Raw genomic sequence first — 14649 nt, 5'->3', positions numbered from 1 at the left:
CCGCCTGGCCGCGTTGTCGTCGTCGCCGATACAAACCCGGTATCGGCTCCTCCTCCGCCTTGCCAGGCGACGAGCTGGACCACGGATGCATCCGGCCGGACTTCGACACAGGGCCTAGACTCGAGCGCGAGCCGCGGACGGCCCTGGCGGCAGACACTTACAGGAGGGTGAACGGTGGCAAGGGATACCGAGCGGATCGAGCGAGAGATCGAGGCCGCACGCACTCGGCTGGCGAATACGCTCGACGAGATAGCGGTGCGCGCCGATCCGCAGCGGATCGCCGACGACACCAAGCACATCGTGCTGGCCAAGCTGAATGAGCCCAAGGTGAAATACAGCCTGATCGGCGCGGGCGTCGTGGTGGTCGGCCTGGTGCTGCTGAAGATTTTCCGCTGACCGAAACGCGAAACACCCGGTGTGGCCGCTTGCCGCACCGGGTGTTTCGCGTTTCGAGGGTCAGACCGTCGGGCAGGCCATGCCGGTGCCTTCGGGGTCGAGCGCCGGGGTGTAGCCGGGTTCGCCCCGAAACAGCGGTGCGCGACCGGCCGCACGGGCCTCGTCGCAGTTGGCGAATCCGCCGCCGGCGGAACCGGTTTGGGTCAGGCCGGCGGAACCGGTCGCCCCGATGATCGAGTCCAGGCCGGAGGAGCCGGTGCCGGCGGACCCGGATGGTGCGGGCCCTGCCAGAGCGGTGGGTGCTGCTAGAAGCGTCAGTCCCGCGGCGGCGACGCTGACGGTGAGCCGGCGAACGTTCATGTATTCCTCTGTCGTGTGCTGCGATTGGTTCGTCGTCCTGAGGCGGACGCCGCATCCACTGTTGTGACGCTGGCTGCACTTGTCAACCGAGGGAAGGCCGAACTAGGGGTTTGGCGGAAGATGCCGATCGGTCCCATTGTTGGTGTCCGTGTCAACTAACATCCGGTTAAACTTGTAGTCATGGTCCGATGGCTGAACACCGACGAGCAGACGACCTGGCAAGCCTACATCCGGTTGCGCCAGCGAATGGATGCGGCGATCTCCGCCGGGCTGGCCCGCGACGGCTTATCCACCGCCGATTACGAACTGCTGGTTGCCCTTTCGGCGGCACCGGGCGATTGCCTGCGCGCCAAGGAGTTGGCGGCCGAGGTGTGCTGGGAGAAGAGCAGGCTGTCGAAACATCTGTCCCGCATGGCCGGGCGCGGGCTGGTCGATCGCCGTCCTGCCGCCGACGACGCCCGCGGCATCCTGGTGCGATTGACCCCGGCGGGGCGGCGGGCGTTGGAGAATGCCGCACCCAATCATGTGGAGCTGGTGCGCCGGATCTTCATCGACTCGATGACGCCGGACGAGGCCAAAGCGCTGCGCTCGCTCGCCGACAAGGTGGTGCCCGCGGCCGAGGGCAGCGACAACCTGGCCGACTGCGATCGTTAGCGGCGCAGCAACCTACGCCACCAGCCGACGGATTCGGTTGGCGCGGAACGGGTTCGGGTCGGTGTCTGCCGCGTGGCCGCGCGGTCCGCGCGCCACTGCGCGACGACGGCCTCGGTGTCGAGCGGCCCGATCGGGACGTACGGACCGTGCGGGATCCGCAGCCAGTCGGCGATGCGCCGGTTCAGCTCGGCGACGGTCGCACGCACCTCGCGCTCGGTGGGCATATCGCGCACCGTGTCCTGGATGCGCTCGGATTCCTTGCGCAACACCAGCGATGGCGGCAGCATGGCGTCGGCGCTCACGCCCTCGCGGCGCAAATAGTTGTGCAGCCACCAATTTTCGTCGAGATGGGTGCCCGCGCCGGGAAGCGGTTTGCCCTTACCTGCCAGGTCGTCGAATTCGCCCCGCTCGGTTGCTTCACGAATCTGCTTGTCGATCGTCGATCCATGATTCAAAGGTGAGATCGGGCGGCTTGCGCTCGGTCATACCACCATCCTACGGACCGAATTGTCCTGTTACAGAGGGTCGATCGACTCGGCGAGGCGTTGGGCCGCGTCCTTGTCTATCGGGTTGCGGGAATCGCTGAGCCAGGTCACCCACCAGCGGCTGTCGCCCGCGCGCAGCACGGCGGCGTACACCTCGGCCTTCGGCTGGCCCGCGTTGTCGAATTGGACGCGATAGAAGGCGGAGGCTCCGGTCGTCTCGGCGCCCGCCAAGTGCTTCTGCTCCCGGTCGGTCCGGCGGCCGGAATCCGGGAAGAAGAATTCGCCCATGCCCGCGGCCAACTCGCCTGCCGCCTTCGCATCGTCGGGTTCGTCGGCGGCGAACAGTGCGCCATCCATCTTGCCGATCAGGATGATCTGGTTGTCGTCACCCTTCTGCAGCGCGACCTGACCGTAGACGAGGCCGCTCTTCTCCTTGTCGGGCGTGCGCTGGGTCCAGCCGGGTGGCGGCACGAAGCTGATACCGGCCGCAGCACTGACGATCCGGCCGTCCTCGACGGACGAGGACGGCCGGGACATGGCCAGCCCGCCGATGCCGCCGAGCCCGGCGAGCAGCGCGAGCGCGCAGCCGAGCAGCACGAAGCGGGCGGACCGCCGCGAGAGTGGAGCCTGTTCTAGGTCCATAAAACGACGCTAGCAGGATAAATACGGCATTCCCCGAATCAGGCCCACGGTGCGACCGGCGGCTTCACCCAGAGGATTTTCTCGTCGAGGTGATGTCGTTGTGCCGCAGGGTGATCCGGATGCCGGGCGGCCCAGACATCCTTTTCGTCGAGCAACTGCGCGACGGCCTGCCAGGTCTCATCGGTGCTCGGCGGGTTGGTGCCTGCCGCCCTGGCCAGTTTGCGCAGCACGGCCGCGGGTAGCCCGGTGAGCTCGGCGCCGGTGATGCCGCGCTCCCATACATAGGTGGCCAGCCGCCGCGCTTTGTCGGCGCGGCTGCGATTGGCGAAGTCACCGTGGCTGTAGTCGGCCATGGCCGAAGGAGGCTAGTACGCGGAGTTGACGTTGTCCATCGACCCGTATGTGCGGGCCGCGTAATTGCAGGCGGCCACGATATTGGCGACGGGATCGTAGATATCCCAGGAGGTTCCGTCGATGTGGTACGCCTGGAAGGTCGGGTCGATCACCTGCAGCAGGCCCTTGGACGGAATGCCCGCCGCGGCATTGGAATCCCACAGGTTGATCGCATGCGGGTTACCGGTCGATTCGCGCATCGCGTTGCGGTAGATGCCGTCGTAGCTGCCCGGGATGTTGTGCGCGTGCATGATGTCCAGCGCCTGACGGATCCAGCCGTCGAGGTTGTCCGGGTAGCTGGGGGCGGGCGGGGGCATCGGCGCTGGAACCGGGCTGGGCAGAGGCATCGGCGCGGGCACCGGTGCGGCCTGCACGGCGGGCGCCGCCGGGGCGGGCTCCTGCTGCGCGACCATGGTGATGCGAGACGGGACGCGATCGTCGGCCACCGATACCGCGGACGAGGCGCAAATGGCCATCACACCGACTGTCGCGACGGCGACGGTGATGCCATCGCGGAGCGAGGCACGGCGAAGTAGCGGGATGCGTCTGTCAGGCATTGCGAATCGGTTCCTTGATCGGTTGGGTTCGGGTCCGGCCGCATGCGGCAGCACGGATCCACGACGGGCGCGTTGGTTGCGCTCGCCGATCGGACGCGATGTGCTGTTGTGTGTTTGTGTTGTGACGGGGACGGGTCCCCGGGAAACGCGACGGTCGCGTTTATGACTCCGGCCGCGTCATGGCATGGCCGGGCCGCGCGCTATTGCGCGGAACTCCGCGTCCGGTGACGGGAGTGAGGCGGAAGGTTGGGAATCGCGGGCCCGATGCGGGTCTCCGCTCCGCCGACCGCGGCGGGCACGGTATGTGCCCATGCGGTCGTTTTCCGAATGTGTGTGAACAACTCCTCGGTGTAACCAAACTTCAGGTCGCTTTGTGACCCGATTGCAGAATGGTCACGAAAGGTTAACGGAAGGTGAACGAATGGCCAACGAATGGTTGGTTCGATCTTGGGCGATGTATCGCCGGCCCTCCGGCACCCGAGTTATGCAGGGAGTTTGTTCCTAACCATAATGTGCTGCGGATCACATAACTTTTCCGTCGACGAGCCGAATTCGGCCATCGCGGACGGTCCGTACCGCAGGGAACGAGCGTTCAGCAGTCGGCGATCGGCAGGGTGTAGACCCGGCGCACACTGCTGCCGAGCCTGCCGATGTGGCCGCCGTAGACATGGATCGAAATGGCCTTCTCCGCGCCGCCGTTGCGCACCAGGTGGATATCGCCGGGCGGGGCGAAACCGCAGGTCGATCCGGTGCCGTTGACGGTGTCGGCCACCGGGACGAGGCGGGCCTCGGGGCCTGCGCCGCGCACCTCGTACTGCCGCTCTGTCTCGACGCCCCGGTAGACGCCGGTGACACACCAGGCGACGTGATCGTGGATCGGGGTGGCCTGTCCCGGATGCCAGACCAGGGCGACCACCGAGAAGCTGCCGTCCTCCTCGGCATGCATCAGATGCTGCCGGTAACGCTCCGGATCGCCCTCGTCGCAGCCCGGCGGGAGTAGATCACGTTGCGCGAGAAAAGGTTCGACGCATTCGGCGACCAGGCGGGCCGTTTCCCCCGGCGAGCGCTCCAACCCGACGACTTCCCTTATCGCGCAAACGAGTTCGGCGAGCCGGGGCGTGCTGGGGGCGGTGCTCGGTGCGGCCATACGGCAAGTGTGCGCGCGGTGCGGCCGGGGGACCAGATACAGCTTCTTGCCGTTACCAAAGGAATGCTTATCGGTCGGAATGCTTGTGCGGTAATGGGTTTCGTTTCGTGCCCAGTCCCTGGGCCGCTCTGTCCAGCGCCTCCAGCATCATCCGGGTGACCGGGGCCTTCCGATAGCCCGGAAGCGTGTATGCCCGCACGGTTCTGGCCGCGGCGGGCAGTATCGGGCGGCCGACGATTTCGGGATGCCGCAGGAAGGACTGGACCATCTTCGGCATCACCGCGAGCCCGAGCCCGGCGGCGACCAGACTCTGCACGGCCAGGTTGTCATCGGTGGTCAGATCGATATTCGGTTCGAATCCAGCTGTGGCGCAGGACTTCACGAAGTGACTGCGACATCGCACGCATCCGGCGATCCAGCGTTCGTCCGCGAGTTGGGCGAGCTCCACCGCGGGGTTGCCGGCCAGTGGGTGGGCCCGGGGTAGTAGCACGATCAGCGGATCGTCGAGCAGATCGATGGTGAAAAGGTCGGGCGCGCGCGGCGTTTCGGCCTCGGCGCCGTAGGTGAAGCCGAGAGCGATATCGCAGTCGCCGCGGCGCAGCGCCTCCACCGAATCCGGTGGTTCACTCTCCAGCAATTCGATATGTACCCCGGAATCGACGGATTTGAGCTCCTTCACCGCGCTCGGGATCAGCGTCGCGCTGGCACTCGGAAATGCGCACACCCGGATCCGCCCCGACCGCAGTCGGGTGATCGCGGTCACCTGCTGCTGTGCCGCCGAAATCGCGCTCAGTATGCCGGTGGCGTGCCCGGCCAGGATCTCCCCGGCGTCGGTGAGGCGCAGGCCGCGGCCGACCCGCACGAAAAGCGCGGTGCCGACGGCCTTTTCGAGCGCCTTCATCTGCTGGCTGATCGCGGGCTGGGTGTAGCCGAGGCTGCGCGCCGCAGCCGCGAACGATCCGGTACGCACCACCTCGTCGAAGACTCGAACGTGCCTGGAATCGAACATATTTCGAGAATAGGGAGTACGCGTAACCGGGGAATCAGCTTGCGCTGAGGGTCCGATCGATACCGTCGGTACGGTACCGACGGTATCGCAAAGCTGTCTGAGATGCATTCGGAGCCAACAGATTTGGGGTGTCGTCGCGATTCGACTCACAACCTGATCTGCGGTTTGATGAGGCCCGTGACCACATTCCCAGGTAGTGCGTTGTTACGTAGTATTCGGATGAAGGCATTGACATCGGCGCTATGCGTGGCGCTCGCCGGAGTTTGCACCGCGACGGCCACCGCGGAACCGGCCTATCCCACACCGGATTCCGATCCCTTCTACTCCGCTCCGGGCAACATCGCCGACCTGCAACCAGGTGACGTGGTGCAGTCGCGCCGAATCGATTCCGGATACTTCCCCAATGCCGACGGCTGGCAGATCTCCTTCCGCTCCACCAATTCCTCGGGGCGGCCCATTCTCGGCGTCACCACCGTCTTCCTGCCGCGCGGGGTGAAGAACCCGCCGCTCATCTCGTATCAGGCGCTGATCAATTCGCTCGGAACCAGGTGCCAGCCATCGCGTTCCATCTTCAACGGCGAACTGCAGGACGGTCCGACGGCGATCGTTCCGCTGGCCCGCGGCTGGGCCATCTCGATTCCGGACTACCTGGGGCCCGATGTCGCGTACGGCGCGGCGCGGATGAGCGGCATGGTCACCCTGGACAGCGTGCGGGCGGTGAAGCGGGTCACCGAACTCGGACTCGCCGATGCGCCAACGGTTCTCGCCGGCTACTCCGGTGGCGGTATGGCCACCGCATGGGCCGCCGCCGAACAGCCCGAATACGCGCCGGAACTCAAACTGACCGCCGCGGTGGCTGGCGGCATCCCGGCCGATCTGGAGCAGATGGCGCGCGGACTCGGCTTCACCGCACACCCCGGATTCGGGCTGGCCTTCGCCGCCGCCATGGGTCTGGAGCGGGAATATCCGGACCGGCTGCCGATCTCCGATCAGCTCAATGCCGCCGGGATGGCCTTCCGCGAACAGAACAAGGACGCGTGCCGCCGGATGCTGCTCATCGACGGATTGGGCCACAGCGCAGACGAATTCGCCAAGTCCAAGAAGCTGATGGACACCCCGGAAACCTTTAACGTGCTGCACGAGAACAGCCTGCGATACTTCGACGAGGTGCCGACCGTGCCGATGTACATCTGGCAGGGCAAATACGACGAGCTGACCCCGTTCGACACCGTCTCCGGCATCGTCGACCGCTACAAGAAGGCGGGCGCCCGAGTCGATTTCACGCCTGTTGATGTCTCTGAGCATCTGACGGCCGCTGTCATCGGGTTTCCCGAGGCTTGGAACTATGTGGAGGCACGGCTGCGTGAGGCTGGGGCACGCTGACGTGTTCGGTGGTCGTTTTCTGCTGATGGCCGGTATCGGTCGTGTGGCTGGGGAGTGATCGGTGCGTCGGAGGGGGGTTGCGCCACTACGACGGCTGGATCGCCTGAGGTAGGCGCGGGGTGCGTCGGCGAGCGGTGTTCCGGTTCCGCACCCCGGATGCCGTTGTTCCCGCGAAGGTTTCAGGCTCTCGCGCACGCAATAACGTGCGCGAGAAGCCAATTGCTGCGCGCGAACCGGTTACCTATGTGTTCGAAGGTGAATCCGGGGTGATCTCCGCACTGGCGCTGCAAATCCGGTCTGAGCGGACAAAACCACGCGATTTCCGCCGGATTTCCGCCTATTCGCGCTGATTTTGTCCGCTCAGGCCGAGATCACCTTTGATCCAGTAAGCAACCGGCTCAAAGCACCCCGTCTTCGAACCGCACATTCGATGTGCGGGGTGTGCGGTTCGAAGCCCGGGTGCGGCTGGCTTTCCTTCGGCGTGTGTGTGCTTATGGGCGCTCGGTGGAGGCGTAGGCCGGTTCGGAGGTGGGGCGGGGGGAGCGCTCGGCTAGCCAGCTGATCGCGGTGAAGAGCAGGGTTAGGGCTACCGCGCCGAGGATGGCGGTGGAGGGGGAGGCGTGGTCGATGATGACGGCGCCGACGGTCGCGGTGAAGCCGTAGCCGACGCCGGACGCGGCGTACATCACCGAGTAGGCCGAGGAGTGGTAGGCGGCCGGAAGACGTTCGCGCAGTGCGAGATTGCGCGCGACGATCACGGCGGACTGGAAGAAGCCCGCCACCGCGAGCGCGATGCCGATTCCGATACCGGGCAGCACCGCCAGCAGGGCCACCCATCCGGTGGTCACCACCAGCAGCACCAGCGAATGCGTCCGGACGCTGCCCGGCCAGGCGCGCAGCCCGTAGCAGAAGGCGCCGACGGCGGCGGTCACCGCGAATACGGTCAGCATCGGCCCCGCCCAGCCGACCGGCACCCGCCGGAATTCCAGCAGCGCGGGCAGCAGCAGTTCGGCGATGGCGAGCAGCGACATCGCGCTGGCGCTGGTGAGGTAGATCGGCCAGCCGGATGCCACGGCGCGCCAAGGTGATCCGGTGCCAGCCGGGCGCGGCGTCGCGGACGGTTCGGGGAGCAGGAAGATCAATCCGGCGGCCATCGCCGCGCAGAGTGCGGCCAGCATTATCGGAGCGGCCGCGTCGACGCGCAGGGCGAGCGCGACGACCACCGCGGGCGAAATCGCCCAGATCACGTCGGCCAGCATGGTTTCCGCACTGAGCGCGCGCGGCACATCGCGCTCGGGGACCATCGCGGTGAGCATCGACCGCAGCCCACCCGGGCTCGCCGCCGGTCCGGCGCCCGCGATGCAGGCGAGTACGACGAGTACCGGCAGCGGAGCGTGCCGCGACAGCGACAATCCGGCGAACGCGGCGGCCCCGACCGCAAGGCCGATCGCCAACTCGATCCGAATCCGACTGTGCCGCAACAGCATTCCCTGCATGGACGCCCCGGCCACCTCGCCGACCACATAGCAGGCGGCCAGGGTGGCGCCGAATGCGTAGCCGTCGGTCGCGCGCATCAGGAAAACCAGCGCCAGCGGCGTCATGGCGATCGGAATCTTGCTGGTGAACGAGACCGCCGCCCAGATGAGCAACTCTCGGTTGATCAGTCCGCGATACCCCATATCCGCCCCCGGTCCTCGCTGGAACATTGAAATCGACTGCGCCGCCGTCGCATTGGCTAGACGTTAGTACCGTTCAGAACATTCCGAAAGGTCTGTCTGACGGCGGCCACGCGTGCGGAACCGACCGACTCGAGCTCACACGGAACGTCCCGGTCGCGACACGGCTCGTGCGGGGACATGCCGCGGTCCGAGTTCACGTGGTCACGGCCTCCTCCGCCGATATGGGTGCCCCGACAAGCCGCCGCTGCGAAGTGAGCGGAGGCGCTGTTGGCATGCTGGTGTGGGTGTGGAAGATCTTGGCTGGGCTGGCGGCTGTGGCGGTGGTCGGCGGCTGGTTGCCGGTCGCCGATGCCGTCGATGTCGGTGTGGTGCGGTCGGGGCCGGTGCTGGGTTTTCTCGTCGCGGTGACGGTGCTGGCGGAATTGGCGGATGCGGCGGGGGTGTTCGAGCTCGCGGCGGTGTACTGCGCGCGGCTGGCCCGCGGGTCGACGCCGCTGTTGTTCGTGCTGGTCGCGGTGCTCGCGACGGTGACGACGGTCGGGATGAGCCTGGACACCACCGCGGTGCTGTTGACGCCGGTGGTGCTGGCGGTCACCGACCGGCTCGGGTTGCGGCCGCTGCCGTTCGCGCTGCTGGTGGTCTGGTTGGCGAATACCGCGAGCCTGCTGCTACCGGTCTCCAACCTCACCAATCTGCTCGCGCTGCAGCACGCCGACATCTCGACCGTGGAATTCGCGAGTCGGATGGCGTTGCCGGAGCTGGTCGCGGTGGTCGGGACGACGGTATATCTCGGCATCCTGTTCCGTCGCAGCCTGATGGCGTCACCGGGGGAAGGTCGTTCGCGCAGATCCGGGCGCTACGCGGTGCCGAGCCCGCAGCGTCCCGACGACCCGGTGAGCTGCGCCGTCTGCGCCGTCGCCTGCGCCGGATTCGCGGGCGCGGTGCTCGCCGGTGTCGCGCCGTGGCTCGCTGCGACGGCCGGCGCGCTCGCGGCGCTGACGATATTCGCGCTGCGGGGCCGAAAACAGCTGCACTGGAATCTGTTTCCGTGGCGGTTGGTGATCACCACCGAGGGCCTGTTCCTCGTCGTCGCCGCGCTGGTGAACCACGGTCTCGGGGATCTGCTCACCCGCTGGACCGACCATTCCGGCGCACGCACCACCGCCGTCGCGGCCGCGGCGAGCAACCTGATCAACAACCTGCCCGCCTACCTGGCGATGGAAACAGCCGTCCCCGCGGGCACATCCAACGGCATCTTCGATGTTCTGCTCGGCACCAATATCGGCCCGCTCATCACCATGTGGGGTTCGCTGGCCACCCTCCTGTGGGCCGACCGGCTGCGTGCCCGCGGTGTCGTGATCCGCCCGATCACCTTCGCCGCCATCGGTCTACTCGGCGCGCCACTGCTACTCCTCGGCACCTGGGCCGTGCTGCCGCGCTGAGGTCCGCGCATCGGAAAGCCGCACTGATCGACAATGCGGTGGACATCGCCTGGCTGCTGGCCAAAACGGCGGTGTCGAGCGTGATCCTCGGCGCGAGCAAATCGCGCCAGCTGGCCGAAAATCTGGCGGCCGCCGATCTCGTCCTCGGCGAAGAGGAGATCGCGGAGCTCGATGCCGCGATGCCACTGGCCCTCGCCTACCCGAACTGGGCCATCGACAATACCCGCGACGCCGCGGTGACCAATGCCCTCAACGGAACTCAGGGCCGGAGTGCCCCGGATTCGGCGTCGTAGAGCAGTACCCGATCGGCCTGCGGGACCACCCAGCCCTCGGCGCCCAGCGCGGGCTCATCGGTCTCCGGCACGGTGACGCCGACGCTGAATCCGGTCGCGTCGACGGTGACCAGCGAGGTCGCTCCGAGATGTTCCACCGCGGCGACCACACCGTGCAGTGCGCCCTCCACCGCGGTGTGCGAGAAGCTCAGGTACTCGGGGCGGGCGCCCCAGATCACCGACGGATCGTGACCCACCAGCTCGCCCGGGATCAGGTTCATCGGCGTCGACCCGATGAAGTTGGCGACGAAGGTATCCGCGGGTCGGCGGAAAACCGCACGGGCGGTGCCGATTTGGCGTATTCGCCCCGCATCGAGCACCGCGATCCGGTCGGCGAGCGCCAGCGCCTCGGCTTGGTCGTGCGTGACGAAGACGGTGGTCACGCCGAGCTCGAGCTGCAGTTTCTTGAGGAAGGTGCGGGCCTCCAGCCGCAGCCGGGCATCCAGGTTGGACAGCGGCTCGTCGAACAGGAAAACCTTGGGATGACAGGCCATGGCTCGCGCCAACGCCACCCGCTGCTGCTGCCCGCCGGACAGTTCGGCGGGGCGGCGCGCCAGCAGACCCTGTAGCGAGAGCTGATCTCCGGTCTCGGTCGCCTTGGCCGCGCGCGTGCGCCGGTCGGCGCCGCGAATCTTCAACGGATAGGCGATATTGTCCAGCACGGACATATGCGGGAACAGGGCATAGTCCTGGAAAACCATTGCCACGTCGCGTCTTCCGGGTGAGACCCGGGTTACGTCCTTGCCGTCGATCAGGATTCGTCCGCTGGTCGGCGTCTCCAGTCCGGCGATGGTGCGCAGCAGGGTGGTCTTGCCACAGCCGGACGGCCCGAGCAGCGCGAAGAATTCACCGTCGGCGATCGTGAACTCCAGGCCGTCAAGGGCTTTCACGTCGCCGGGGTAGATCTTGGTGAGCTCCGCCAAATCGATCCGCGCCATCTAGGACTTGATCCCTCCGTGGATCCGGAAGCCGTAGCGCCGGTTGACGAATAGATACATCAGCACCACCGGAATCGAATACAGCAGCGAGAACGCCGAAATCGGTCCGAGCAGCGCACCGCCGCCCTCGTCGTAGAAGGTGCGCACCACCACCGCGGCCGGTTGTTTGTCCTGGTCGCGTAGCAGCAGGAAGGGCACGAGGTAGCTGCCCCAGACGTTCACCACGGTCCACACCGCGATCGTGGCCAGTCCCGGTCTGGCCACCGGCAGCACGATATCGCGCAGGATCCGGAACGGTCCGGCCCCGAATACCCGGGCAGATTCCTCATAGGATCTCGGCACCGAATCCATGAAATCCTTGAGGATGAATATCGCCGCGGGCAGCAATCCGCCCGAGAGCACCAGCACCACGCCCAGTTGCTGATCCAGCAGGCCCAGCTTCCAGATCATCAGGAAGATCGGCACCATCGCCGCGGTGCCGGTGACCACGCTGGACAGCAGCAGAAGCAGATACAGCAGCGCATCGCGCCCCGGAATCCGCACCCGGGAAAGGGCATAGGCCGCCAACGCCGCGGTGCCGACCACCAGCACCGTGCACGCCGCGGACAGCAGCACCGAATTCCACAGCGAGCCCATCGTCAGGCTGTTCTGGAACAAGGACGAAAAATGTTGCAGCGTAGGGTGTTCCGGCAGTCTCGGGGCATACCCCGGATGCGCGTCGAACGGTGCGGAGGCCAACCACAGCATCGGCAGCGCGAATAGGCCGGTCACCACGGCGACGAAGGTGTAGAAGCCGATTCTGGCCAGCAGCTGCCGCGGATTCATGACGCCCTCCGCCGCAGCAGTCGCAGATAGAACAGCGCGAGCACCAGATTGATCGCCAGCATCAGCACCGATGCGGCCGCGCCGTAACCCAGTGTGCCGTTATCGATTCCCTGTCGGTACAGGAAGATCGGCAGGGTTTCGCTGCGATGGTTCGGCTCGCCGCGGGTGAGCAGGTACGGCGTGAAATCGTTGAAGGTCCACAGGCTGATCAGCAGCGTATTGGTCAGGATATGCCGGCGCAGATGGGGAAACACCACATCGCGCAGGGTCTGCGGCCCCGAAGCGCCTGCCAGCCGGGCGCTTTCGAGTTGCGAGGGCGGCACCGTCGACGCCGCCGCCGAATAGAGCAGCATGGAAAACGCTGTGCCGCGCCAGATGTTGAATACGATCAGCACCGGCAGTGGGTAATGGATCAGCCAGGCGTAGCCGGGGGAGTCGAGCAGCCGGTTGACGGTGCCCTGGTCGCGGTCGAGCATCGCGATCCACAGCACCGCGACCACGCTGGACGGCAGGATCCAGGCAAGCAGCACAACGCTTTCCACCACGGCGCGGATCCAGCGGGCGGTCGCGCGCAGCGTCCAGGCCAGTGCGAAGCCCAGGCCGTTCTGTCCGATGACGGCCGAGATGAGCACGTACAGCAGGGTGATCAACAAGCTGTTGCCGAACAGCGGATCATCGATCGCCCTGCCGTAATTGTCCAGGCCGACGAAGGACACATCCACCGAGGTGCGCCCGGATACGGTCAGGTCGGTCAACCCGATCCACAGCAGCCACAGCGCGGGAAATACCAGGAACGCGGCGATCAGCAGCAGTGCGGGCAGCACGAACGCGCTCGCCGTCGCGCGGCCCAGCCCGGCGACGTCGGTGTCGGCACGTTCAGCCATTGGCCACCTTGTCCTTGCCCACCACCTTCGCGACGGTGTCGCGGTATGTCGCGGCGGCGTCCGCGGTGCTCTTGCCGGTGATCACGTCCAGCGTCGCCTGTTGCATCGCCTGCGAGACCTGGGTGTACTCGGGCAGCGCGGGCCGCAGCGCCGTGATCGGCAGCACCTGTTTTGCGATGAAGGTCAGCAACGGATCGCCACTCAGGGTGTCGGTGTTCACGTCCTGCCGCGCGGCGATCCGCGGCCCGCCGCGGGCCATGAACGCCTTCAGCGCATCCGGTGAATTCATGAATTGCAGGAGTTCCCAAGCCAATTGGAGATGCTTGCTCTTCGGGTTGAGCACCCGGCCGCCGCCACCGGACATGCTGACGAAATCCTGCTTGTTCAACCCGGCGCCCGGTGTCCGCGCCGGAATCTTCGCCCAGCCGACGGTGGTGTCGCGGTCGGCCATCGGGTAGCTGCCGCCATCGGTATTCAGCACGCCGCGCCACAGGTAGTCGCTCTCCAGCAGGATGCCGACCTGCCCCTTGGCGAATTTCTCGAAACTCTTCTCCCGGCCCTGGGCGTCCTGCTGCAATTCCGCGTCACCCAGCTTCTCGCCGTACACGGTGCGGTAGAAGTCGAGCACTGTACGGAAATCGGCGGTGTCGCCGATCCATTTGCCGTCTTGATACATGCTCGCGCCGGTACCGGCCAGCAGCGGCAGCACCCCCTGCATGGTGGTCGCCTCGCCGAAGGTCGTCCCCGCATCCAGTTGCAGCGGAAGGACTCCCGGCAGCGCCTTCAGTTTGCGCGCGGCGGCGAGTATGTCGTCCCAGCTCGCCGGTTGCCAGTCGGCGGGCAGGCCCGCCTGCGTGAACAGCTTGCGGTTGAAGAACAGCACCCGTCCGTCGGTCTCCAGCGGGATGCCGTACACCTTGCCGTTGTACGTCATCGACCGCCGCACCGATTCCGGGATCTGCTGCCAGCCGTCCCAGGCCGCGACCTTGTCCGCGCCGAGCAGTTCGTCCAGCGGCCTGATCTGCTGCCCTTCGGCGAATTCGCCGATCCAAATCCCGTCCACCGAAACGACATCTGCACCGGTCCCGGTCTTCAGGTCCTTGGCGATGCGACTCTTGTAATCCTCGTCGGGTACGCCGGTCGCCTGGAATTTCACCTGAACGGTGACACCCTTGGCCTTCTCCATATCGATGAACCGCGGAATCACCCAGTCCGCAATCCATTTCGCCTCGGCCGCGTTCTTCCCGCCCGCCGTGTCGATGGCATTGGCCGTGATCGTCAGCGTATTACCGCCGCCGGACCCGCAGCCGACCGCACCCGTCAACACCAAGCCGAGACTCGCCACCGCCGCCAACATCCGCCGCCTCATGGAACCTCCCGAAGACGTGTCGGTACTTCCATTCAGACGTTGGCACAGGATTCACCGGATCGATGCCCGATCGGTGGAATTGCGTTGGGGCGGATGATTTTCCGGCACAGTTGTCCGGCAGTGCCGCGGCTGCGCGGCCGCGACGTCCGAATCG

The 14649-nt window shown here is 66.4% G+C and carries 18 protein-coding genes; 6 read left to right on the top strand and 12 right to left on the bottom strand.

Annotated features, from left to right (window positions below):
* Positions 1–174 precede the first annotated feature (174 nt).
* Entirely contained in the window at positions 175–396 is a 222-nt protein-coding gene (locus tag LGY53_RS39215; RefSeq protein ID WP_167472815.1) for a DUF3618 domain-containing protein, read from the top strand.
* A 60-nt stretch (positions 397–456) separates the two neighbouring features.
* On the opposite strand, the gene LGY53_RS39210 is transcribed toward LGY53_RS39215, so the two are convergent.
* The gene (locus tag LGY53_RS39210; RefSeq protein ID WP_167472816.1) at positions 457–756 is read right to left on the bottom strand and encodes an excalibur calcium-binding domain-containing protein; all 300 of its coding nucleotides are present in this window, start codon (positions 754–756) and stop codon (positions 457–459) included.
* 180 nt (positions 757–936) lie between these two features.
* On the opposite strand from LGY53_RS39210, the gene LGY53_RS39205 reads away from it, so the two are divergent.
* Positions 937–1410 carry a MarR family winged helix-turn-helix transcriptional regulator gene (locus tag LGY53_RS39205; protein WP_167472817.1) on the top strand — a complete coding sequence of 158 codons (474 nt, stop codon included), beginning with the start codon at positions 937–939 and terminating at the stop codon, positions 1408–1410.
* On the opposite strand, the gene LGY53_RS39200 is transcribed toward LGY53_RS39205, so the two are convergent.
* From LGY53_RS39200 to LGY53_RS39175, 6 genes are all read right to left on the bottom strand, one after another.
* Positions 1407–1865 carry a DUF1992 domain-containing protein gene (locus tag LGY53_RS39200; RefSeq protein ID WP_308103073.1) on the bottom strand — a complete coding sequence of 153 codons (459 nt, stop codon included), beginning with the start codon at positions 1863–1865 and terminating at the stop codon, positions 1407–1409. The genes LGY53_RS39205 and LGY53_RS39200 overlap by 4 nt on opposite strands.
* A gap of 60 nt (positions 1866–1925) precedes the next feature.
* The gene (locus LGY53_RS39195) at positions 1926–2537 is read right to left on the bottom strand and encodes an alanine and proline-rich secreted protein Apa (protein ID WP_225731743.1); all 612 of its coding nucleotides are present in this window, start codon (positions 2535–2537) and stop codon (positions 1926–1928) included.
* Between the two features lie 38 nt (positions 2538–2575).
* Positions 2576–2890, bottom strand: a complete 315-nt coding sequence (locus LGY53_RS39190; protein ID WP_225731742.1) for a hypothetical protein — start codon at positions 2888–2890, stop codon at positions 2576–2578.
* 12 nt (positions 2891–2902) lie between these two features.
* Positions 2903–3487, bottom strand: a complete 585-nt coding sequence (locus LGY53_RS39185; RefSeq protein WP_225731741.1) for a transglycosylase SLT domain-containing protein — start codon at positions 3485–3487, stop codon at positions 2903–2905.
* 592 nt (positions 3488–4079) lie between these two features.
* Complete coding sequence (locus LGY53_RS39180; RefSeq protein WP_167472822.1) at positions 4080–4634, bottom strand: cysteine dioxygenase family protein; 555 nt, start codon at positions 4632–4634, stop codon at positions 4080–4082.
* Positions 4635–4701: 67 nt separating this feature from the next.
* Positions 4702–5643: a LysR family transcriptional regulator gene (locus tag LGY53_RS39175; RefSeq protein ID WP_225731740.1), complete on the bottom strand. Its 942-nt coding sequence runs from the start codon at positions 5641–5643 to the stop codon at positions 4702–4704.
* A gap of 219 nt (positions 5644–5862) precedes the next feature.
* On the opposite strand from LGY53_RS39175, the gene LGY53_RS39170 reads away from it, so the two are divergent.
* Positions 5863–7026, top strand: a complete 1164-nt coding sequence (locus LGY53_RS39170; RefSeq protein ID WP_225731739.1) for a lipase family protein — start codon at positions 5863–5865, stop codon at positions 7024–7026.
* Between the two features lie 119 nt (positions 7027–7145).
* Positions 7146–7376, top strand: a complete 231-nt coding sequence (locus LGY53_RS39165) for a hypothetical protein (RefSeq protein ID WP_225731738.1) — start codon at positions 7146–7148, stop codon at positions 7374–7376.
* A 141-nt stretch (positions 7377–7517) separates the two neighbouring features.
* On the opposite strand, the gene LGY53_RS39160 is transcribed toward LGY53_RS39165, so the two are convergent.
* On the bottom strand, positions 7518–8705 hold the full coding sequence (locus tag LGY53_RS39160) for a hypothetical protein (RefSeq protein WP_225731737.1): 1188 nt from the start codon (positions 8703–8705) through the stop codon (positions 7518–7520).
* A 272-nt stretch (positions 8706–8977) separates the two neighbouring features.
* Between LGY53_RS39160 and LGY53_RS39155 the strand changes: the two genes are divergently transcribed.
* Positions 8978–10147 (top strand): SLC13 family permease, encoded by a 1170-nt coding sequence (locus LGY53_RS39155; protein ID WP_225731736.1) that lies wholly within the window; start codon positions 8978–8980, stop codon positions 10145–10147.
* On the top strand, positions 10030–10440 hold the full coding sequence (locus LGY53_RS39150) for an aldo/keto reductase (RefSeq protein ID WP_225731735.1): 411 nt from the start codon (positions 10030–10032) through the stop codon (positions 10438–10440). Before LGY53_RS39155 ends, LGY53_RS39150 begins: the two co-directional genes overlap by 118 nt.
* On the opposite strand, the gene LGY53_RS39145 is transcribed toward LGY53_RS39150, so the two are convergent.
* The 4 genes from LGY53_RS39145 to LGY53_RS39130 are packed head-to-tail and all read right to left on the bottom strand — an operon-like array spanning position 10407 to position 14495.
* Positions 10407–11417, bottom strand: coding sequence for an ABC transporter ATP-binding protein (locus LGY53_RS39145; protein ID WP_225731734.1), 1011 nt, complete (start codon positions 11415–11417; stop codon positions 10407–10409). The two genes, LGY53_RS39150 and LGY53_RS39145, sit on opposite strands and share 34 nt — an antisense overlap.
* Positions 11418–12242: a carbohydrate ABC transporter permease gene (locus tag LGY53_RS39140; protein ID WP_225731733.1), complete on the bottom strand. Its 825-nt coding sequence runs from the start codon at positions 12240–12242 to the stop codon at positions 11418–11420.
* Positions 12239–13126, bottom strand: a complete 888-nt coding sequence (locus LGY53_RS39135) for a carbohydrate ABC transporter permease (RefSeq protein ID WP_225731732.1) — start codon at positions 13124–13126, stop codon at positions 12239–12241. Before LGY53_RS39135 ends, LGY53_RS39140 begins: the two co-directional genes overlap by 4 nt.
* Complete coding sequence (locus tag LGY53_RS39130; protein ID WP_225731731.1) at positions 13119–14495, bottom strand: extracellular solute-binding protein; 1377 nt, start codon at positions 14493–14495, stop codon at positions 13119–13121. Before LGY53_RS39130 ends, LGY53_RS39135 begins: the two co-directional genes overlap by 8 nt.
* Positions 14496–14649: the final 154 nt, after the last annotated feature.

The organism is Nocardia sp. JCM 34519.1 (assembly GCF_020361265.1).
GTDB lineage: Bacteria > Actinomycetota > Actinomycetes > Mycobacteriales > Mycobacteriaceae > Nocardia > Nocardia arthritidis_A.
Note: the sequence above shows the minus strand (reverse complement) of the source record. Positions and strands in the feature narration are given on the sequence as shown.